Below are 20689 nucleotides of genomic sequence, written 5' to 3'. Positions count from 1 at the left end.
GATAACAAATGCTATTGTTTTGTCTTTAAAAACTATGAACCCATAGACTGCTTCTTCATTTCTAACTACAACAAAATAAAAACGCCGCTCCCGAAAAGAAGCGGCGTTTCAAAAATGGTTGGGTCTCCAGCTTAAAAGTCAAAGAAATCATCTAAAAAAGATTTCTTCTTTTTGTGCGGATGCTGGCCGTGGTGGCCTTTTTTATAATCGTCGTAGCCGTAGCGTTTGTAATCGGAATCGTAGTTTTCGCGTTTGGAATAATGTTCGCCGGAGCGTTCCATGATCTTTTCCAGTTCGCCCCGGTCCAGCCAGATGCCGCGGCATTTCGGGCAGTAATCAATTTCAACTCCGTTCTTTTCGCTCATTAACAGCGTTTCATTGCAGGAAGGGCATTTCATAATTTGGTTTCCGTTTGGTGGTGGGTGAAGAATAAGTCAGGAAGCGGGCAGCTCCTGTATTAAAATCTGAATGAAGTTTCAGTCCGGGAATAACGCGTCTTAAAGCTAGTTTAGTATTAGCCGGTAATCTCTTTCCCGGATAAAAAGCTGAAAAACGGGTGGCGGTCCAGGATAAGCGCGCAGGCAACCGCAAAGGCTGGTGCCGATAAATAACTCATCCGGCCGATATCGGAAGAAAGCAGCGCGTGGATCAGGACTATTACCAATAGCCAGAAAAGCGGGGCGTCGAGGTTTCTGAGCCAGGTTTGGCGGGCAGCTTTTCCCCCCAGTAAACCCGCAAAAATGACCAGGGTGAAAATGCCGAAAACACTGAAAACTTCGCCTATGCCTTTGGGCGAAAATACCCGCCGGATGGAGATAAGAATGTTGTTGAAGTGGTTCAGGGCGTTGTTGATGCTTTGCGTTTGCTCTACCTGTATCTGCTGGTCGATCAGGTAACGGACACTATAGGCCAGAATTGCGGAAGCAACAAAAAGGAGGACCTGCCAGGGGCGGGACAAGGCGTTTTTGCCGAAGAAGAACAGTAGCGGCGCCAGGAAAATAAAGCTTTCCTTGGCATGTGGGCCAATAAGAATGCAGAACACCAATGCCCATTTGGAACGCGCTTTTATTCCGTAAATGGCCAGGGCAAATACGAGTAAATACAGGCTGTCAATCAAAGGGAGACCGGCAGTGTAAACGGCCCAGCGGCTGGTAAGCACGGCAGTGATGGCAATAACGGAAGACCAGAAAGTGGCGCCGTAAAGTTGGCAGGTCCGGCATAAAATTAAACCTACTAGGGCAAGCAAGGTGCTGTTCACCAGGAAAAAACCTAAGCGCAAGGGCCAGAGGGTTTCGGCGCGGGCGGGCCAGATACCGGTGTAAATCTGTTCCAGGGGCCAGGCTACTGCTGCCGCCAGAGCGGGAATAATAACCCGGTAACGGTGGGTAACGGTTACGTTAAAATCGCCTTGCGCCATTTTTAAATAGCTTTTGGTATCTACGGAATGCGAAAAATCGAAATGCACATACATGGTATACGCACTTCCGATAATGAGTCCGAGGGAAAAAAGGTAAACACAAACAAGGGTGCGTAAGTTAGGGGTACTGTTCAGCGGCATTTTCTAAAAAGCTTTTCGGCAGGTTAATATTAGGGCTTTTTCCGGAAATGTGCTCAACAGATTGCCCTTTATTCATTGCCTGTTCAGAACCGAAGTAGTGTTCCGCCAACTTAATTTTTAGCAAGTGGGATTACAAATCCCACGGCTCGGTTAAGACGGGATTGCAAATCCCGTCAAATAAATGCTATAAATTAAATTGATCGGGCAGTAGTTTGTTTCCTGGAAATTAGCAATTGCAGGTAGCATATCTTGCGGCGAGGTGTACCGGTACCCGGCAAAAGGCTATATTTTTTAATCAGAAAACTCAGGGTCACCAAACCGCTGGATTTTCGTAAGTTGAGAAGTCGTTTCAGAAATTCAGTTCATGCCAGACCTTGCAACCCCCGCTCCGGAATCGAAAATCAGCGCCATGTTCCGGGCCTTAAAGTATAGGAATTACCGTTTGTTTTTTATGGGCCAGGGCGTTTCGCTCATCGGTACCTGGATGCAGCAAGTAGCGCTGAGCTGGCTTGTTTACCGACTTACGGATTCGGTTTTCCTGCTGGGTATTTTAGGTTTTGCGAGCCAGATCCCGTCTTTTTTGCTGGGGCCTTTTGCCGGCGTGGTTTCCGACCGGAGGAACAAACACCGCATTCTCTTGGCCACCCAAACCTTGTCCTTAATTCAGGCTTCCACGCTGGCAGCTTTGGTTTTAACCGATCATATTACCGTTCCCATCATTATTGCCTTAAGCGTTTTCATGGGCATCATTAACGCCTTCGATATTTCGGCGCGGCAATCGTTTGTAATTGAGCTCATCGACGACCGCAAAGATATCAGCAACGCCATTGCGCTGAATTCTTCCATGTTCAATATGGCGCGGCTGGTTGGTCCGTCGGTGGCTGGTCTGGTAATTGCGGCGGTAGGCGAGGGGATGTGCTTCCTGGGGAATGCGGTGAGTTATATTGCAGTTTTGGGTTCGCTGCTGGCCATTAAAACCACACCTATTATTTCAGAGAAAAAGCAATTGCCGGTGTTCCATAGTTTGAAGGAAGGATTTACATATGCGTTCGGTTTTCCGCCGATCAGGAGTATCATTCTGCTTATTGCTTCCATCAGTTTATTTGCCATGCCGCTTACGGTTCTCATGCCGGTTTTTGCCCGCGACGTGTTGCACAGCAATGCCAATACCATGGGCTTTCTGATGGGCGCTTCCGGAATAGGAGCCCTAACGGGAGCCTTGTTTCTGGCGCAACGGAAATCGGTAATGGGCTTGGGGAATATCATAGTGCGGGCTACGGTTTTGCTGGGCGCGGGCCTGATCGCTTTTTCGTTTTCCCGCATCATGGCGTTGTCGCTGTTCTGCATGCTGTTTACCGGTTTCGGCATGATCGTGCAAATGGCCAGCAGCAACACCATTCTGCAAACCATTGTAGACGACGACAAACGCGGCCGCGTGATGAGTTTCTATTCCATGGCATTCCTGGGAATGGCACCCTTCGGTAGTTTGCTTTCCGGGGCATTGGCCGATCTGGTAGGCGTGAATTACACGCTGTTTATTTGCGGTATTTTGTGCCTGGCTGCCATTATCCCGTTTGCCCTTCAGTTACCCAAAATGCGCCTTATGGTAAAACCGATCTATGAACGATTGGGCATCATTCCCCAGGTAGCCACAGGCCTGCAAACCGCCGATGCGCTGACCACCCCGCCCAGGGAACAATGATTTGGTGCGGTGGCCGGGATTGCATGGGATCGTTTTGGAATAGAATGGGATCGAATGGATCGTTTGGAATCGTAGAGACGCCCTAAAGGGCGTCTCTACCAGGGCGTTTTTACCGGGCACCGGGTCTGAAATTTCCAAAATCAAAAACCTGCCTACCAATTCCACCTAAAAACGCAAAAAAAATGGCCGGTCATCAAACCAGCCATTTCTAATTCCTAATTTTTAATTTCTAATTGAATCAATTCCGGCTGTTGCCCGGACGGGAACGGATCGTTAATTCATCGCCGGCGCTCACGTTGAAATCGGATTTGTTGTTCCATTCCATGATTTCCTTGATGCTTACGCCGTATTTGCGGGAGATCTGGTACATGCTTTCGCCTTCGCCTACTTTGTGGGTAATGTTTACGACCGTACCTTCAGCTACGGGTTGGTCGGTTCCGGTTACGGTAAGCACTGGCATTACCGGTTGCGGCTCGCCGGAAACTTTCAGCTCCTGACCAATTGCCAGAGGTTTTTCGCCTAAGGAGTTCCAGTATTTGAGGTCGGAAGGGCTTACGTTGTATTTTTTGGAAATGCTGTAAAGCGTTTCGCCTTTGGCAACTTTATGCGATGCCGGTTTTGCCGATACGGTTTCTTTGGCCGGTTTATTTACCGGAACGGTTACGGTTTTTTTAGCCGGTTCGGTAACGGGCTCGCGTAATACAACTTTCGGCTTTTCAACCGTTTCTACAACTTCAACGCTTTCAACCGGCTCAGCTGGTTTCGGCGCTTGGGTTACTTTTTCCGGAGTTTTGGCTACGGTTTTCGGGTAAAGAGCTGCCGGTTTTTCAGTAGTTTTTGGTGCAGCGGCCCGGCTTTCCACCGGTTCAGCAACGGGCGTTACCGGGGTGGAAGCAGGTGAAGTAGTGGTAGTTGTAACGGTTTCGGTAGCAACAGGAGTAACTATGGAAGCCTCACTGGTTTGGGCTGCCGGAGCATTCAGTTTAGCCAGTTCGTATTCCGTTTTCAGAACCGTTTCAGAATCATCATCGTCGTCTTCTTCGGCAGGAACGGTTGCAGCTTTCGGATTCAGCTCGATGGTTTCTTCGAACACATCGCCGCCCACCTGGGCTACCTGCGGACGTCTTTCCGGGATCTGCAGGGCGGCGCCGGCTTTCTGCAGGGTGTTGGAAGCTACATCTTTAATATCGGCCAGGGTTTCGGAAGATTTTTTGGTGCCGTTCTGGGCTATGGTTTCAGTTTGAAGCGGTTGCGGCGTTTTCGGCGGAAGCGGCGTGGTATCGAGTCGGCGGTATTCTACCGCTACGCTGGCCGGACGGGTTTTCTGCAGCCAGAGCACGCGGCCGGCAACCAGGGCTTCGTTTTTCTTCATCCGGTTTTTGCTCAGAATGGCTTTCAGGCGCATGCCGTACATCTGGGCAATGTCGAGGAGTGTTTCGCCGTTTTGCGCGGTATGGTATTCTACATTCGCACGGGTCTTTTTCTTTTCCAGGTAATACACTTTGCCCGGAACGATCTGGTCGAAGCTGTACAGGTCGTTTAAACGCAGGAATTTCTTCGTAGACATCCGGGCCTGCAGGGCCAGTTTGTCTTTGGTATCGCCGGCCTGAGCAACGATTACTTTCAGGCCGTTCATGGTAGCAAACTCCGGATTCTTATCGTTGTTCAGCGTTTTATTTACAATAATGGTAGGAGCCAGCTCCTGGGAATTGCCCGCTACCATTACCGTAGAAGCCATAGCATTGGCAACCGGAATAATAACGGTATATTCTTTATCGGCTGGAATGGTGCCGCCCAGCAACCAGCGGTTATACCTTTCCACTTCCACCGGATCGGTCTGGTTGGCCAGCGCAATTTCGCCCAGGCTCTGCCCCGGATTGGCGCGGAGTTCGCGAAGGGTAATAGCAGGTTGCGGATTTTTACCTACGAAATTCTCGAACGCTATTTTATGGGCTAAAAAAGTCAGGAAATAAACGTGGGTCTTGTCCGTAACCAACATGTCTTTGCTATCGGCATCGCCGGGACGGGCATAGGCCTTGGCGCCGGTAAAGCCCATGTAGTACGAAACCATGGTATTCACCCAGTTTTTGTAATAGGCATTGCTCTGAAGAAAGTATTTGGCCGCGCCGCGCGAGGCTTCAATAATGTGGCGGCGTTCGTCTACGTTCGGGTTCACGGCCAGGCCGAAATCGGTAGCCGTTTCGCGTTTGAACTGCCAGAAGCCTTCCGCCTTAGAAGTAGAAATAGCATCCGAAACCAGGCCGCTTTCCTGAATGGCCAGGAATTTGAAATCGTCGGGCAGGCCAGCCTTGCGGAACTCGCGTTCAATAATGGGGAAATATGTATCGGCGCGGTCCACTTTCTGCTGGAAATAAACCGGGTGCTTGAGCAGGGCATCTACGTTCTGCTGGATCCTGGCACGCGCATTCTTGTCGATTGTCAGGTGAATGTCGGCAAAATAAACGTTGTCGGGCACCAGAATTTGTTGCGCCTGCACGGTAGAAACTACCAGACTAACCAGAATTACCAGATACTTTTTCATACTTAAAGTGGTAAGAGTTAACGCCCGAAAAGGGTAGTTTCCTGTACTGAAGAAGCAATGGTTCTGCCAGGTAAACTGCCGCCATTTTAAGGCATGTTGACAAAATACCGGATTTTAAATTTGAATTTAAATTTTGAAGCAGATTAATTCTCTACAATTTATCTACACGTTTTCCACAACCGGCCTTAAAGCCTTGCTGCAAGCCGGGAAAGGCAATATTCAGGAAAGTAAGGACTTAGGTTTTGGTTTTGTTTTAGAATGCTGTTGTGTTCGGAAAAGTGCTTAAAGGGATATTGCAATTTGAGGGGAAGGGGAGGGTTTGTGGTTTTTTAGGTTGGATGGGTAACGTTTTTTCCGTCCTTTCGACGAAAGGATAGTTCTTATCGGTTTGAAGGGAGTTTAATATTACGTTTTTGCCTTAATGTGTAGCGTTTTCAAATTGGCTTTAATTTTTAACACATAGCTTTCAACTCTTAACAAACTTTCTCCCTCAAGCCGGGTGGCTTCGTTTCTGCGTTCGCGGCTGCAACCTTACCTGCCCTACCGGGCTGCCTCGTTCCTCTGCACCGGTAAGCTTGGAGGCCGCTCTCACAGAAACTGGTGTCAGTTTGCCTCCGAGTTGGCTTTCTATTTAGTTTAGTTTTTTATCTGCTAACGTGGTTTTCGGGGGCGCTGCGCTGGCGATATGCGTGGGACAGGTCAAGCCCTGTCCGTACATGTGAGAAAAGGCAAATTCTGCAAATTCTATAATTCTGTAAATTCTGATCCTGATTCAGACAATTGTCCTGAAAATCCTTTAATCCTGAAAATCCTGATCCCAAAAACTCCCTCCCCTGAATTAGGGGAGGGTTGGGTTGGGGTCACTTTTTCCGAATCACCAGCAAACCGTCGCGGATCGGCAGCAACACATTTTCAACCCGCTCATCATCCTGCACTTTTTGGTTGAAATGCAGGAGCGCTTCGGTGTCTTTGTCGAGTTTTTTGCGGAATTTCTCCAGCACTTTTCCGCTCCAGAGCACATTGTCGGCAATGATGAAACCACCGGGGCGCACTTTGTCAATTACCAGGTCGAAGTAGTGGCTGTAGTTTATTTTATCGGCATCGATGAAAACCAAATCGAAGGTCTGGTTAAGGGTTGGAATAATTTCCAGTGCGTTTCCTAAGTAGTAGTTTACTTTATTTTCCAGACCAGCTTCCTGAAAATAGCGCCGCACCATGTCTTCGAGTTCATCATTAATATCGATGGTGTGGAGCGTCCCGTTCTCGGCTAACCCTTCGGCCAGGCAAATACCGGAATAGCCGGTGTACGTACCAATTTCCAGAATCTGCTGCGGCCGTAACATTTGCGAAAACATAGCCAGCGTTCGGCCCTGCAAATGCCCGGACAGCATGCGCGGCATCATCACCTTGGCGTGCGTTTCGCGGTTCAGTTTCTTCAGCAGTTCCGGTTCCGGACTGGTATGGTCGTCGCAATATTGCTGCAGTTCTTCGTCGAGGAATTCCATTTTTTACGATTTGGAAATTTGGAGATGTGAAAATTTGAAAATGGTTAATACTAACAGGTTCTTAGTGGTTAAGTTTGTTTATGAAATATATTACTCTTTCTCTAACAAATTGAGCCTTATCGTCTATTGCAATCATTTGAGCATCCCTGCCAGCTCTTTCTGATTTTAACTCATTTTCAACTTTCTTAAAATAATTATCCCGATATGAAAGCCATTTTAATTGTTCCGATTTCAGGTTTTGTTTTTGTTTGTCAGTTAAAGTAACTCTGTAGTTTCTATAAACTACATTCAATAAGCTGTCGATTCGTAAATAATATTGCTGAGAACATAAGAGCATTTTATTTTCGGCGTCCAGACACTTCTGGTATTTTTCATCCAGATTATTTAAAACTGATAAGTTTTGCCCCTTGGCAAAAGAGTTCCAAAGAAAGAAAAATACGGCAATCAAGTATTTTCTCATCTTCAAATCTCCAAATTTTCAAATCATTTAACCGGCACATAATTCAGAAAGCTCAGCTTGTCTTCGGCCAGGATTTCGTTGGCGATGTCCTGCAGGTCGGCGGCGGTGGTGTTTTTGATCTGGTCGAAAATTTCGTTCAGGGTATCGATGCGGTTCAGGTCGAGCATGCTTTTGCCCATCATCATCATGTAACCGATATTGCTTTCCTCGGCCATGGCCAGCTGTCCCATTAGTTGCGATTGGGTGTTGTGCAGTTGCGTGGCCGTAAGTGGTTTTTCACGGAGTTTTTTAAGCTCTTTTAATACCAGATCGGTGGTGCGGGCCAGCTGTTTTTTCTCGGTACCGAAGTAAATATTGAATAAGCCCGTATCGACATAAGCCGTGTAAGAAGCATCGATGGTGTACACCAGGCCATACTTCTCGCGTACCGCCAGGTTCAGGCGCGAGTTCATGCCCGGCCCACCGATCAGGTTCGAAAGCATGAAAAAGGGTATTCTTTTAGGGTCAGAAAGTCCGTAAGCCGGAGCCCCGATCATGCAATGCGCCTGGTTAATGGGCTTTTGCAGCGTAAGGATTTGCGGTTTGTATTGGTGGAAAGGCGTACGGTTCCGTTGCTGAATTTTAGCCGGAATAGGAGCGAGGTATTTTTCCGCCAGTCTTACCACTTTCTCAAAAGGCAGGTTGCTAACGGAAGCAAAGATCAGGCGGTCGGTACTAAGGTTCTGGCTTAGGAATTCAAAAAAATCGGCTTTGTGGAAACGGGAGACGCTTTCGGTGGTACCTAAAATATTATTGCCCAGCGAATGGTTCGGGAAAATTACCGAATCGAATTCATCTACAATGGCATCTTCGGGATTATCGAGGTACATGGACATTTCTTCCAGGATCACCCCGCGCTCTTTTTCGATCTCTTTTTCCGGGAAAACCGAATGAAACGTAATATCAGTCAGTAATTCGAAGGCCTTTTCGAAATGTGCATCCAGAATGGAAGCATAGAAGCAGATCTTTTCCTTGGTAGTATACGCGTTTAGTTCACCACCCACCGATTCCAGGCGGTTAATAATGTGAAAGGCCTTCCGCTTTTCGGTGCCTTTAAAGGCCATGTGCTCCCAGAAATGCGCGAGGCCCAGCTGACTTTCATTTTCGTCGCGGGAGCCAATGTCTAAGGTAAAACCGCTGTGCGCAATTTTGGTGTGAAGTACTTGTTTATGAAGAATACGGATGCCGTTGGGCAGCGTATGGATGTGATATTCCGGCATTAATATTATTTCAGAAAATGGAAAGCAAAGTTACAAAATTTTAATCCTTAACGGTTAAAAGGCCGATTTGTTGAATTTCCCTCCAGTACCCGCCGGTAAAGTTCATGCAACTGGATAATGGTATTTTCCGGCCTGAATTTATGTGCGTGTACCAATCCTTTTTTCTTCATTTCCGCTTGCAGGCTTTCGTCTGCGCCAATGCGGGCAATGGCCGCTTGCAAGCCGTTCAGATCGTTTGGCGCTACATAAAAGGCCGCGTTGCCGCCGGCTTCGGCAAAGCACGAGCCGGTAGAGGTAATTACGGGCACTTCGCAATTCAGCGCTTCTAAAATGGGTATGCCAAAGCCTTCAAAAACCGACGGATACGCAAATAAGGTAGCAGCACGGTAAATGGCCGGAAGTTCCTGGAAAGGCACATAAGGCAGGAAATGCACCTTTTCGCTAAGCTGATGTTGAGCAATATAAGCGTGAAGTTCCTGCGCGTAGGGGGTGGTTCGGCCCACAAATACCAGTTCCAGGGCCGTGCCCGACTGGTGCCAGGCTTTGAGTAGATGCAGTTGATTTTTGCGTTTTTCCAGGGTGCCCACGCAAAGCAGGTATTTTTCCGGCAGGGCAAATTTTCGTTTCACTTCGGCAAGAAATTCCGGGGCCAGAGGCTGCTGAAAAGCCGGGTCGCAATCCTGGTAAATTACCTCGATCTTATTGGATTCGGTTCCGAAATACTGAACGATATCGGATTTGGTTTGCTCGCTGATGGCTATAATGCAGTCGGCCTGTTTACAGGCGGTGGCAAATTTGCGCTTGTATATAAGCCGGTCAATGGGCTTATAGAGTTCCGGAAAACGCAGAAAGATCAGGTCGTGAATGGTGACTACGCTTTTAATTCCGGCTTTCTGCAGGCCAATCGGTAGTTCGTTGCTCAGGCCATGAAACAGTTCTACCTCCTGCCGCTTCAGATCCGATAATTGATTGAACACGCGCCAGAAACCGGGCAGGCGGGCATTCAGGCCGCGGGGCTCAATAACCGCAACGCCGGCATTCTTTGGGAAAAAGTTGCGGAAGTGGTGGTTCTGCCGGGGCGTAAACAAACGGTAGCTATTTTCCGGAAAAAGCCCGATCATGGAAGAAATTACAAAGCGGCTGTAATTTCCCAATCCGGAAGTATTATTAAATGCCCGTTTCGCGTCGTAGCCAATGCGCATTGCCTGAACTAAATTAAAAGTGGAAGGCAAAGGTACAGCTTCCGGCCGAAGGATTTAAATTAAAAACAATTACAGGGGCAAGGCCGATTTTTCAATAAATGTGCTGCTTTTTCGTTCAAAATTACGAACTTGCTACGCCGGGGCCGCACAGTTTTTGTTCAAAAGCAAGCCCCGCTGAACCCGTAAAAAAACCATGAAATACGCGCCTATAAACCCGGAACTCTACATTCAGAACCGCGCCAACTTTATAAAGCAGTTAAAACCCTGCTCCATCGCGGTCTTCAATTCCAACGATGTAATGCCTACCAATGCCGACGGCACCATGCCCTTCCGGCAGAATAACGACCTGTTTTATTTAAGCGGCATCGATCAGGAAGAAAGCATTCTGTTGTTGTTCCCGGAGTCGAAAGATCCTCGTTTTAAAGAAGTGCTTTTCGTGCGCGAAACTTCCGATTTAATTCTGACCTGGGAAGGCTACAAGCTTACCAAAGAACAGGCAACCCAGGTTTCCGGCATCAGAACCGTGCTCTGGACCCACGAATTCAAATCGATTTTCAACTCCTTAATGGCCGAAGCCGAGAACGTTTACCTGAACTCGAACGAGCACCTTCGGGCCGTAATTGAAGTGGAAACCCGTGATTCGCGCTTTGTAAAATGGTGCAAAGATATGTACCCGCTGCACAACTACATGCGCAGCACCCCGATCATGCATCACCTCCGGGCCATTAAATCGCCTTACGAGATCGAGCAGATCCAGAAAGCCTGTGACATTACCGAAAAAGCTTTCCGTCGCCTATTGAAGTTTATTAAATCGGGCGTGATGGAATACGAGATCGAAGCCGAACTTTACCACGAGTTCCTGCGCAACCGTTCCCGCGGACCGGCTTACGGCTCCATTATTGCTTCCGGCGCCAATGCCTGCATTCTGCACTACGTAGACAACGACCAGGAATGCAAAGACGGCGACGTGATCCTGATGGATTTCGGGGCGGAATATGCCAATTACGCTTCTGACCTGAGTCGTTCGGTACCGGTAAACGGAAAATTCACCCCACGCCAGCGCGATGTGTACAACGCCGTGCTGAACGTAATGAAACTAGCCAGCAACATGCTGGTAGTAGGCAATACCCTGGATGTATACCATAAATTCGTAGGCACGGTAATGGAGCACGAACTCATAAAACTGGGCTTGCTGAACGAAAACGACGTGAAAAACCAGGATCCGGACCGGCCGCTTTACAAGAAATACTTCATGCACGGCACTTCCCACTTCTTAGGGTTAGACGTGCACGACGTAGGCAACAAATTCCGGCCGTTCGAAGAAGGCATGGTGTTTACCTGTGAACCGGGCATCTACATCCGCGAGGAAGGCCTGGGCATCCGCCTGGAGAACGACTTCCTGGTAACCAAAAATGGCCCGGTAGATCTGATGAAAAACATTCCGCTGGAAGCCGACGACATTGAAAGACTAATGGCTGAAAAATAAGAAAAAAACGCTATGTTTTTGCTTTGAAAAGCAGCCTGCAAACCGGGCTGCTTTTTTTGTGCCATGTACCAATTTCAGACTTTTATACACTTTTACCAATTGAACCAAATCTTTACTACTATGCTTAAAAAACTACAAATCTTAATGCTGGCGGCCCTGTTTTCGGGTTCCATAACGGCGCAGGCGCAGCAGGTTACCATTACCAACGGAACCGATAACTCTGCCATGGCTCCGGTAGATATTAGCAAGCCCTATTCGGCTAATGAAATGATCTACCCGCAATCCCGGATCAACCAGGCCGGCACCATTACGCGCATCGCTTTCTTTAAAAATGCCGGCGCTTCGGTGGCACCCATCGAAAACGTGAAGATCTACCTGAAGCTTACGCCTAATACCGTTTTCTCGGCCGGAACTTTTGATACTACCGGTTACACCCGGGTGTTCAAGGGGAGTTTTACGAACAATGCTGCTGCCGGCTGGATGGAAGTGGCTTTGCAAACGCCTTTTCAGTACAATAATACGGGTAATTTGCAGCTGCTTTTCTTCCGCAACGGCGGCCACATTGATAATTCCCAGCGGTATGCCTATGGTTTTGTTTCCGGCAATGCCAGCCGGCGCCTCAGCTCCTTAACGCCCATCACTTCCACTACCAATCTTGCACCCAGCGACGCCCTGGCCAACATTCGCCTCGATTTTACCGCTGTTTCCGGAGTAGGAGCTGAAAAGCAAAAGCACCTGCTAAGCGTATATCCGAACCCTGCCACTACCTCGTTAACCCTCAACGGTCTGAGAAATGCTACGGAACTTACCATTACCGACTTGGCCGGACGCACCGTCCTTTCGCGAGCCCTGGATAAAGGATTGACAATGGCAGAGCTTCAGATCGACAATTTGCCGGCAGGTATTTACCTGATAAAAGTGCAGCAGGCAGCGGGTTTAAGCGTTAGCCGTTTTATCAAAGAGTAAAAACGATACCAATATTCAATAAAAAAACCGGCCGCTGAAAGGAATTCAGCGGCCGGTTTTTTTATTTTGTTAACTTCTGGTTAGAATTGAATCAGGACGCCATATTCAGGTTGTTTGAAGCTCTTTCCAGCTTTATTAACTCCATTGCCTCGCTAACCGGACCTGCTTGGCTGCGGTGCAGCAGGTGCATTAAAAGCAATACCAGGTTAAAAGCCGTTTCACCTTCCGAATGCCCGAAAACCGTCATCAGGGCGTATACCAGCAGTTTTGCATTTCGTTTTTCTTCCTCCGATTTTCCCGAAAATTCATTCCTGATCTTGTAGCAAACTTTGTCGCGGTACAGGGAAACATTCTTTGCCTCCGGATGCGCTTCTTTGTAGCTGTCAAAGATGAATTGCAGGGCTTCCTCAATTTTACCCTGATGCAGCAATTCCTGGGTTCTGATTTTTAGTTCATAGTCTGTCATACCTGTCCCCCTTCCGTCTTAACCTTCTTTTTATATACGAGGCTTCCGGAAAAATTATCCTGATAATTAGAAAATAAATTGTTAGAAGCCAGTTAGATAAAACGATAAACGCTTTTTGAGCGGGGGATTGGGCTAAGGTCCGCCCAAGGTGCCGCCTACTCAGGTTTTTAAAATTCCTTTAAACTACCAATCTTGTCATTCCGGAAGAAACTTGTACGCTAGAGCATTGAACCCACAAGTTCCTTCCGGAATGACAAAAAAGGGCAATGCATCTTATTCAAATCAATTTGTAGTGCTACCGGGTTGGAAGTGCTGGTTTGCTGGCAGACGTATTGGATTTAAGCCGGATCCGGTCCGCAAATGGAATTAACCAATTTAGGATTTGAGCGAGATGTACCAATAGGTCACCCGTAAAGCAGAAGAAAAAAATGGTAGTAAATAATACAAAAAAGCCAGGGTAAACTTCCTGGCCTGATTTGCAGCAAATTGCTTTCGTAAGATCTTCCTGTAAGAAGCAGCCGGAAATATTTCAGCTTTACCCTTTTGCGGAAGCAAGCAAATAAAGCACTGCCATGCGCACGGCTACGCCGTTTTCTACCTGATCCAGGATAATGGAATGACCAGAATCGGCAGCGTCGGAGCTTAGTTCCACGCCACGGTTTATCGGGCCGGGGTGCATGAGTACGATCTCTTTGTTCAGGCTGTCGAGCATTTTTTTATCGATGCCGTAGTAGAGCGTATATTCCCGCAACGAAGGAAAAAACTTGCCTTGCTGGCGTTCTAATTGAATCCGGAGCACGTTGGCCACATCGCACCATTCCAGGGCTTTGCGCACGTTGTGTTCTACTTTCACACCCAGTTCACCGATGTAGCGCGGAATCAGGGTACTTGGGCCGCAAACCATTACTTCGGCGCCCAGTTTCTGCAAGGCAAAAATATTACTCAAAGCCACCCGCGAATGCAGGATATCGCCGATAATGGCTACTTTTTTCCTGGCCAGGTCGCCTAATTTCTCTCTGATGGAAAAGCTGTCTAATAAAGCCTGGGTGGGGTGTTCGTGGGTGCCGTCGCCGGCGTTTACGATGTTGGCTTTAATGTGGCGGGAAAGGAAGTGCGGCGCGCCTACGCTGGAGTGGCGCATCACGATCATGTCCACCTTCATGGCCAGAATGTTGTTTACTGTATCGAGCAGGGTTTCGCCTTTTTTAACCGAACTGCCGCTGGCCGAAAAATTAATTACATCAGCGGAAAGGCGTTTTTCAGCCAGTTCAAAGGAAAGACGGGTACGGGTAGAATCTTCGAAAAAAACGTTGGCAATGGTAATGTCGCGGAGCGAAGGAACTTTCTTGATGGGCCGGTTCAGTACTTCCTTAAAATGGTCCGCGGTCTGGAAAATAAGCTCAATATCGGCTTCGGTAATATCTTTAATTCCTAAAAGGTGGCGGACGCTAAGCTGAGACATTTTATTTAATTATACTTCTTCGGTTTTAGAAATAAGCCAGATGGCATCTTCGGCGCTTTCCGGGCTCTGCCATTCCACCAGCACTTTCTGGGTAGCCAGGGAATTTACGCGCTGCCCCACGTAAGTGGCTTCAATGGGCAGGTCGCGCTGGTAACGGCGGTCTATAAGTACCAGCAATTCCACGTGCGCCGGCCGGCCAAAAGCAATCATGGCATCCAAAGCGGCCCGCACCGAACGGCCGGTAAACAGCACATCGTCTATTAAAACCACGTTTTTGTTTTCTACCAGGAAATCGATGGAAGTGGCATTGGCCGCCAGGGGGCTTTCGCGGCGGCGGAAATCGTCGCGGTAAAAAGTGGTATCGAGCAGACCCAGCGGAATATTTTTGCCGGTAATTTCCTGCAGCAGTTTATGAAGCCGGTGCGCCAGGAATTTGCCGCGGGGCTGCAGACCGATTAGCACAGTATTGGAAAAATCGCCGTGCGCCTCGATGAGCTGGTGGCACAGCCGCTGCAACATGATCCGGAGCAAAGCGTGGGGTACGATCAGGCGTTTCTGCATAGTGGTAGCGGTTGTGCAAAGATACGTTTTTGCCTATTGCCGCCAAATAATTTCTGCTTCGGAAAAGGGGAGGAGCCAAGGGCTTGTAAAATAAAAATCTGTGAGGTCTCAAAGACTTCACAGGTTTTAACGCAAGATGCTACCGTTTTAACCGGAAAAAGTAGCTGCTATTCCTTCACCAACCGACTGGTGTAAACTTTCCCATGCTGTGTCACCTGAACCACATACAAGCCTTTGGCTAAATGCGGCAAATTTAATTTCGTTTCCTGGTTTGGAATTGCATTCAGTCGCTGGCTAAAAACCTCCTGCCCCAGGGTGTTCTGGATGGAAATGGTAGTAGTTCCGGCTTTAAAAGCAGCATCGAATCTGAGCGAAAGCTCCTCTGTGAATGGGTTTGGGTAGGCTGAGAATGGAACTGGTTTTATTTCTTTGTCTGTACCCATTATCTGGGTGAAATCAACCCAGGTGCCGTAGGTTTCACTGCCTTTCACGTAAGCCTGTAAACTATCCCAGGTTAACATGGGCCATGAATCAATTGAGAAATCATATACTTTTCCCAAACCGGCACCATACGAAACATAGCGTTCCACATCCGGTGTATAACCAAAGTTGCTGCCGCAATTCTGCCAGGAGCCTGCGGTGTAGCTGTAATCAGTAAATTTGAAAACCTCCCGCTGGTGATAGCGGGTTTGTTTTTTTATTGCCACATTAACCTGTGCCCGGTTTGCTGACTGGAAAAAGGGACTACCTGGCGAAAATTCATTTGTAAGCTTGTAAAGCTCTGGATTCGTGTGTTCCGTAATAATTAAATCTTGGATTACCGGCGGCGCCAAAGTAAAAGGACCGGGATTAGGATTCTGACTGAAAGCTAAACCTCGTCTGGATAGCTTTCGATGCTCTATTGTGTAATAAATAGAATCGCCGCCTGGGCTGTTCCTGCGGGTAAGAATCTTGTTTTGATACCATTCTTCCTCGTAAAAAGTAGAATTGGCTTCTTTTTTATAGTAACTGAAGCGGTCATTTGGCTGAAAATCGTAAACCTTAAAAGGTGAATTGAACGTGTTTTGCCAGGTAAGCTCCGGCAGCTTATACATTTGCAGTACCCGTTTTTTTAAAATCGGAACCAGCAACGTAAGCAGTAAAATTCGGTGCCTGCACCAGACCATAATTTTTACTGAGAACGATTTGATTTCCGTCGCTCAAATTATAAGTCAGTACAGAATCGGAAACACCACAAAAGGTTGCTACAGTTTTACTGCTTAAAGTTGCCGATAAAGTTGCTGCGGCATTCATTTGCCAGGAAGTACCGACCGGAACGTTGGTTTTTAGAAGAAAACCCTGTTGCTGTTTCGGGAAAGTATTACCGGATGCCACCACAAAAGTAAATTCACCGCCGGGCTGCACCAATATTGCTTCTCCAAATTGATTATTGGGTTGTTCGTGATACGTTGTATTAGTGCCTATGCAAGCGGTAGAACCAACTCTGATTTTTCCTTTCTTAACAACATCATTCAAATCGATCACGCCGCTTCCATTACCGGCTATAGCGTAAATAGAATCGCGGGCGATAAACTGCGAGACGTACCCTGCCTTGATTGGCTCGTAGTTTTGTGCCATTGCGGATAGCTGAATAAATAAGAACAGGAATATTCCCGTGTAAAAAGCCAACTTACTGCGCATCGTTTCCGGTTTTATAAGTGTCCATGGTACAAGTTTAATTGTGCTTAGTCTTTCACCAACCGACTGCTATAAACCTTACTTTGTTGCACAACCCGTACTACGTACAAGCCTTTGGCTAAATGCGGCAGGTTCAGGTGTAATTCCTTCGTGCCGACTGCAGCTTCCGTTTTATGCATTACCTGTCCCAAAGCATTCAGAATTGTAATCTCTGCTTTGCCTTTGCCGGTAAGTTCCTGTAACTGGAGGGTTATTTCAGCATTGAAAGGATTAGGATAAGCTTTTACGGCGGCCTTCTCAAGTTCTTTGGATGTGCTCATGATCTGGGCCAAAGTCCGCCAGGTGCCGTACGTTTCGGAGCCTTTGTTGTAGGCCAGTAAGGTGGTGGTGGAGAAACCATAATTGGCCACTGAGCCATAACTGTACACTAAGCCTAAGCCAACGCCGTGCCGGAAGTAAGAGCCTCCGTGTACAAACAAATTAAAAGTTTGGGAGCAGGGATCGTAATCATACTCCTGACTAGCCATCTGCATGCGTTGGTTAAACTGGGAGTTCCGGTAAATTCCGGTTACTACCTGTCCCTGAAAACCCGGAACCGGATCAAAACCGTTACTTAGGGCAGCCGTTACAGGCTGCGTTTTTTTGGTTATGATCAGCGTATTGGTAGTAGGGTTATGCAGGGTAGTGCCGGAAGGTGTCTGGCACCACCCTACAGGGGCAGAAGGCATGCCATAGCTTTTAACTAAACGCTGCTCCCTTACTGAATAGTAAATAGAATCGCCGTTGGCGCTGTTGCGACGGCTTAAAATGGTCCGGTGCAGCCATTCTTCGGTGCAGGTAGAGCCAGACGAGCCTTCTTCAACCGAATGATACATGAACTCGTCTCCCGGCTGGAACCCAAAGATCACAAACGGACTGCTGACCGGCTGGCCGATCCCTTTTTCCGGCAAGGCATAAAAGGCAAGATCCTTAGGCTTGAAATACGGATCGGTATCGGAAATAAAGTTCGGCGTGGCCGTGAATCCGTAGTTTTTCGAAAGCTTTATGGTTTTGCCGTTGCTCAGGGTATAGGTATAAACCGAATCCATTACCGATTGTATAGTTTCCACGGTTTTGGCCGAAAGCGTAGCCGTAAGATTAGAAGTTGAATTGTTTGGGTTAAAAGCCCAGCTCTGGCCGGTAGCTACTTTGGTTTTAAGCAAATATTCCTGGCCCTGCACCGTGCGGAAAATGTACTCGCCATTCGGAGCTTTGCGCATCTGCCGGCCAAACTGGTTATTGGGGTGAACGGTATAGGCAGCAGGGCCGGTTGAACCTGGACTACAACCCTGAGCCGAAGATTGGGCTCCTTTCCGGGCAATAGGATTAAACACAAAAACCGAATCTCCGGCCACCACTTTCACCGAATCTATCCTTAAAGAATAAAGGGAATCACCAGCAATGAAATGGTAAGTAGGCCCCTTGCGGAAAGGCTGAAAGTTCTGGGCAAAGGCAGCAGTGCCGCCAAGACAAAACATGGCCAGCAAGGCCGAAAGGCGTAACGGTCTTTTCATAGCAACAGGGTTAAGGGTTAGATTGTTACGAAAGTATCGTTAATTTTGAATAAAGCAAATATTTTCTGTTATTTTTAATCAGGTAAGAAAAGTTTTCAGGTAATCCGGAGTCCCCGGGAATTCATTCTTCCGGCTATAACCTTCCTTTTCAGGGATATTTACTTGCCTTTTTTAAGGTTCAAAGTGCTTTTGCCAGGTCCTGTCCCCGACAGAACTCTGTAAAAGGTAGGGCCACTTACTTCTGGCGGATTCTTCCCTTGAGCGTTTAGCTACGATTAGGACATAAAATTAAAACAGGTGTTTGCAGGGTTAGAAAGGGTAATAAATTGCAAAACGTTAGCTTTTTTCGTCATCTCGACGCCAGGAGAGATCTCCTCAAGTTAGTAGTACCTTTATTCTAGTTTTTCTACCTTTTTCCGGAGATCTCTCCTGGCGTCGAGATGACGAAATAATAATTTTGAATCCTAGTCGTAGGAGCATTTAGAGGAGTAGCTATCTGTTGTTCCTGTAGAAATAGTCCTTTCTGAGGCTAATGCCTCACTGAAGTTAGAAACTTCAGATCATAAATGGGTTCAGGTTGAAAACCTGAACCAGCGGAAATTAGAATGAAGCAGCCCTGCTGTAACAAGGGCGCAAATGTCAGTTTAATTCGGTAAAGCTCAGAATGAAATTTTATTTACGAAGAATACCAGCCGCGAATCGCTGCCATTGCGCACATACTGGGTGCCGTAGGAAATGAAATTATTCTGGAACCAGTGTGAAACGCCATCCTGCACGGTGGTCACAATTTTCTCGCCGGGCTTGAGGGAAGTAATCTCGATAAATTTGTCGTTCGGGGTGGTTTCGCTGCCCAGCATTTCCTTGTAATACACTCTGTTCTCGTGCGGGTAACAGATAAACACCCGGTTTCCGGCAGCGCCTGCCGTTACCGTTTCCCTTATCTCATTTTGCAGCGGGCCGCGCAAGGGCAGGCTGTTTTCCCAGAGCAGGTTTCCTTCCTTATCCATGGCCATAATTACGGCCTGCTTAAATTCATAACCATCCAGCATGCGGTTGCCGGCGCCTTCGCCCTGGTAATGGGGCTGGTATAATTCGCCTAAAAGCAGGTAGCCTTTCTGGTAGGGCAAAAGGTTATGCAACAGCACCCGCTGACGGAAAGGGTAGATCTTTTTTGAAGAACGGTAGCGGTCTACTTTCCGGCGCAGTTTTTCCTGCCGGGAAGGGCGTAAATAATCGAAGAAATGCGAAAAGGTGGTAAAGTCGTGGTATTGAAGTTTCTTGTCTGATTGCGCCATAAACGGCCCGCTGAAAAATCCCTGAGCGTAGCGCAGGTCGCGCAGGCTGTAGGTGCCGGCAATTATTTTCTGGGTGCTGTCGCCGGGGCTCAGGCGGGCATTCAGGAAGCTCCGGTCGGGGCTTTGCAAAAAGCTAAGGGAGTACAGGTTGCCGTCCGGGGAAAGGCGCCGGGTTTGCAGGCGCGCCTTCGTGCCGTTCGATTCAGACAAGATAAATTCCATGCGCTGACTGTTGGCATCGGCGTAAAATTCCGACAGCGAAGAGAACTGATCTACAAAGGCGGGCAGGTTCTGCAATTCTTCGCGGCGGGTATCCAGGTGCAGCAGTACCACACGGTCGTTTTGCATGCCCGTTAAAAAAAGCTGGCCTTCCAGTACCTGGAAATCGGAAAACCGGAACCCCATGCCTTGCGGGAGTTTATGCCGGGTAATTGTTTGCCGGGAGTTATCCGGGCTTACCCGCAAGAGGAAAAGCTCGTTATACTTCTGGCTCTGAAAAAGAAAATAGCATTGCTGCTTATCGGTACGCGCTTTTATGAATTTGCTGCCCGGCGCCACCGCTACCGGTTTCTGCCAGATCAGTCCCAGGTCCGGGCCGTAGCGGAAAAGCGAAAAGGGTTCCAGCTTTTTGCGGAGCGAGCCTTCCTGTACCAGCACCAACAGGGTGCTGTCGGGTAAAGGCAAAACGCTGAAGGCGGTGTAATCGTTGCTGACCTTCAGTTCGAGGCGGGCGCTTTGCGTAGGCTGGGCAATGGCCAACCGGGCTAAGCAGGTTAAAATCAGGAGGGTAAGAGTTGTTTTCATAGCCGGGTCAGAGTTCAGATTTACGCGAACCATATACCGGAGTTTTTCTGGCTTAAATGCTATTTGGCCATGTTACCGTCAGGCAGGGTAGCCTGAATGGAAACCGTAGCCAAGACCAGAAAAAATATTACAGGAATTTAGTTACTGACATTACACAAGCAGGAAAAAAAGTCTCCCTTTGGAGGGGGTTG

General features: G+C 47.9%; 17 protein-coding genes. 3 read left to right on the top strand and 14 right to left on the bottom strand.

What is annotated here, in order from left to right:
* Positions 1 to 131: 131 nt before the first annotated feature.
* Both F0P94_RS09890 and F0P94_RS09885 read right to left on the bottom strand, forming a co-directional pair.
* Positions 132 to 398: a TFIIB-type zinc ribbon-containing protein gene (locus F0P94_RS09890; RefSeq protein WP_150903726.1), complete on the bottom strand. Its 267-nt coding sequence runs from the start codon at positions 396 to 398 to the stop codon at positions 132 to 134.
* 116 nt (positions 399 to 514) lie between these two features.
* The gene (locus F0P94_RS09885) at positions 515 to 1558 is read right to left on the bottom strand and encodes a hypothetical protein (RefSeq protein WP_150903725.1); all 1044 of its coding nucleotides are present in this window, start codon (positions 1556 to 1558) and stop codon (positions 515 to 517) included.
* Between the two features lie 364 nt (positions 1559 to 1922).
* Here F0P94_RS09885 and F0P94_RS09880 point away from each other — a divergent pair, with 364 nt between their 5' ends.
* Entirely contained in the window at positions 1923 to 3260 is a 1338-nt protein-coding gene (locus tag F0P94_RS09880) for an MFS transporter (protein WP_225307184.1), read from the top strand.
* 238 nt (positions 3261 to 3498) lie between these two features.
* Here F0P94_RS09880 and F0P94_RS09875 read toward each other — a convergent pair whose 3' ends face one another.
* From F0P94_RS09875 to F0P94_RS09855, 5 genes are all read right to left on the bottom strand, one after another.
* Positions 3499 to 5802, bottom strand: coding sequence for a lytic transglycosylase domain-containing protein (locus tag F0P94_RS09875; protein WP_150903724.1), 2304 nt, complete (start codon positions 5800 to 5802; stop codon positions 3499 to 3501).
* Positions 5803 to 6662: 860 nt separating this feature from the next.
* Positions 6663 to 7307: an O-methyltransferase gene (locus tag F0P94_RS09870; protein WP_150903723.1), complete on the bottom strand. Its 645-nt coding sequence runs from the start codon at positions 7305 to 7307 to the stop codon at positions 6663 to 6665.
* 61 nt (positions 7308 to 7368) lie between these two features.
* Complete coding sequence (locus F0P94_RS09865) at positions 7369 to 7767, bottom strand: lysozyme inhibitor LprI family protein (protein WP_150903722.1); 399 nt, start codon at positions 7765 to 7767, stop codon at positions 7369 to 7371.
* Positions 7768 to 7790: 23 nt separating this feature from the next.
* Positions 7791 to 9026 carry a M16 family metallopeptidase gene (locus F0P94_RS09860; protein ID WP_150903721.1) on the bottom strand — a complete coding sequence of 412 codons (1236 nt, stop codon included), beginning with the start codon at positions 9024 to 9026 and terminating at the stop codon, positions 7791 to 7793.
* A gap of 47 nt (positions 9027 to 9073) precedes the next feature.
* On the bottom strand, positions 9074 to 10258 hold the full coding sequence (locus F0P94_RS09855; protein WP_225307183.1) for a glycosyltransferase family 4 protein: 1185 nt from the start codon (positions 10256 to 10258) through the stop codon (positions 9074 to 9076).
* 163 nt (positions 10259 to 10421) lie between these two features.
* Between F0P94_RS09855 and F0P94_RS09850 the strand changes: the two genes are divergently transcribed.
* Together F0P94_RS09850 and F0P94_RS09845 are read left to right on the top strand one after the other, a co-directional pair.
* Entirely contained in the window at positions 10422 to 11714 is a 1293-nt protein-coding gene (locus tag F0P94_RS09850; protein ID WP_150903720.1) for an aminopeptidase P N-terminal domain-containing protein, read from the top strand.
* 120 nt (positions 11715 to 11834) lie between these two features.
* On the top strand, positions 11835 to 12680 hold the full coding sequence (locus F0P94_RS09845) for a T9SS type A sorting domain-containing protein (protein WP_191906998.1): 846 nt from the start codon (positions 11835 to 11837) through the stop codon (positions 12678 to 12680).
* A gap of 91 nt (positions 12681 to 12771) precedes the next feature.
* Here the strand turns inward: F0P94_RS09845 and F0P94_RS09840 are convergent, their stop codons facing one another.
* From F0P94_RS09840 to F0P94_RS09810, 7 genes are all read right to left on the bottom strand, one after another.
* Positions 12772 to 13146, bottom strand: coding sequence for a hypothetical protein (locus tag F0P94_RS09840; protein WP_150903718.1), 375 nt, complete (start codon positions 13144 to 13146; stop codon positions 12772 to 12774).
* A 535-nt stretch (positions 13147 to 13681) separates the two neighbouring features.
* Positions 13682 to 14608 (bottom strand): aspartate carbamoyltransferase catalytic subunit, encoded by a 927-nt coding sequence (locus F0P94_RS09835; protein WP_150903717.1) that lies wholly within the window; start codon positions 14606 to 14608, stop codon positions 13682 to 13684.
* Positions 14609 to 14617: 9 nt separating this feature from the next.
* A complete protein-coding gene (gene pyrR, locus F0P94_RS09830) occupies positions 14618 to 15169 on the bottom strand; it encodes a bifunctional pyr operon transcriptional regulator/uracil phosphoribosyltransferase PyrR (protein ID WP_150903716.1) in 552 nt (183 codons plus the stop codon).
* A 167-nt stretch (positions 15170 to 15336) separates the two neighbouring features.
* Entirely contained in the window at positions 15337 to 16263 is a 927-nt protein-coding gene (locus F0P94_RS09825) for a T9SS type A sorting domain-containing protein (protein WP_191906997.1), read from the bottom strand.
* The gene (locus F0P94_RS09820) at positions 16256 to 16849 is read right to left on the bottom strand and encodes a hypothetical protein (protein WP_150903714.1); all 594 of its coding nucleotides are present in this window, start codon (positions 16847 to 16849) and stop codon (positions 16256 to 16258) included. Before F0P94_RS09820 ends, F0P94_RS09825 begins: the two co-directional genes overlap by 8 nt.
* 44 nt (positions 16850 to 16893) lie before the next feature.
* Positions 16894 to 18399 carry a T9SS type A sorting domain-containing protein gene (locus tag F0P94_RS09815; RefSeq protein ID WP_150903713.1) on the bottom strand — a complete coding sequence of 502 codons (1506 nt, stop codon included), beginning with the start codon at positions 18397 to 18399 and terminating at the stop codon, positions 16894 to 16896.
* A gap of 659 nt (positions 18400 to 19058) precedes the next feature.
* Positions 19059 to 20498, bottom strand: coding sequence for a hypothetical protein (locus F0P94_RS09810; protein ID WP_150903712.1), 1440 nt, complete (start codon positions 20496 to 20498; stop codon positions 19059 to 19061).
* Positions 20499 to 20689: the final 191 nt, after the last annotated feature.

Source organism: Adhaeribacter soli, assembly GCF_008727925.1.
GTDB lineage: Bacteria > Bacteroidota > Bacteroidia > Cytophagales > Hymenobacteraceae > Adhaeribacter_A > Adhaeribacter_A soli.
The sequence above is the reverse complement of the archived record's forward strand: the minus strand, read 5'-3'. Positions and strand labels throughout refer to the sequence as shown.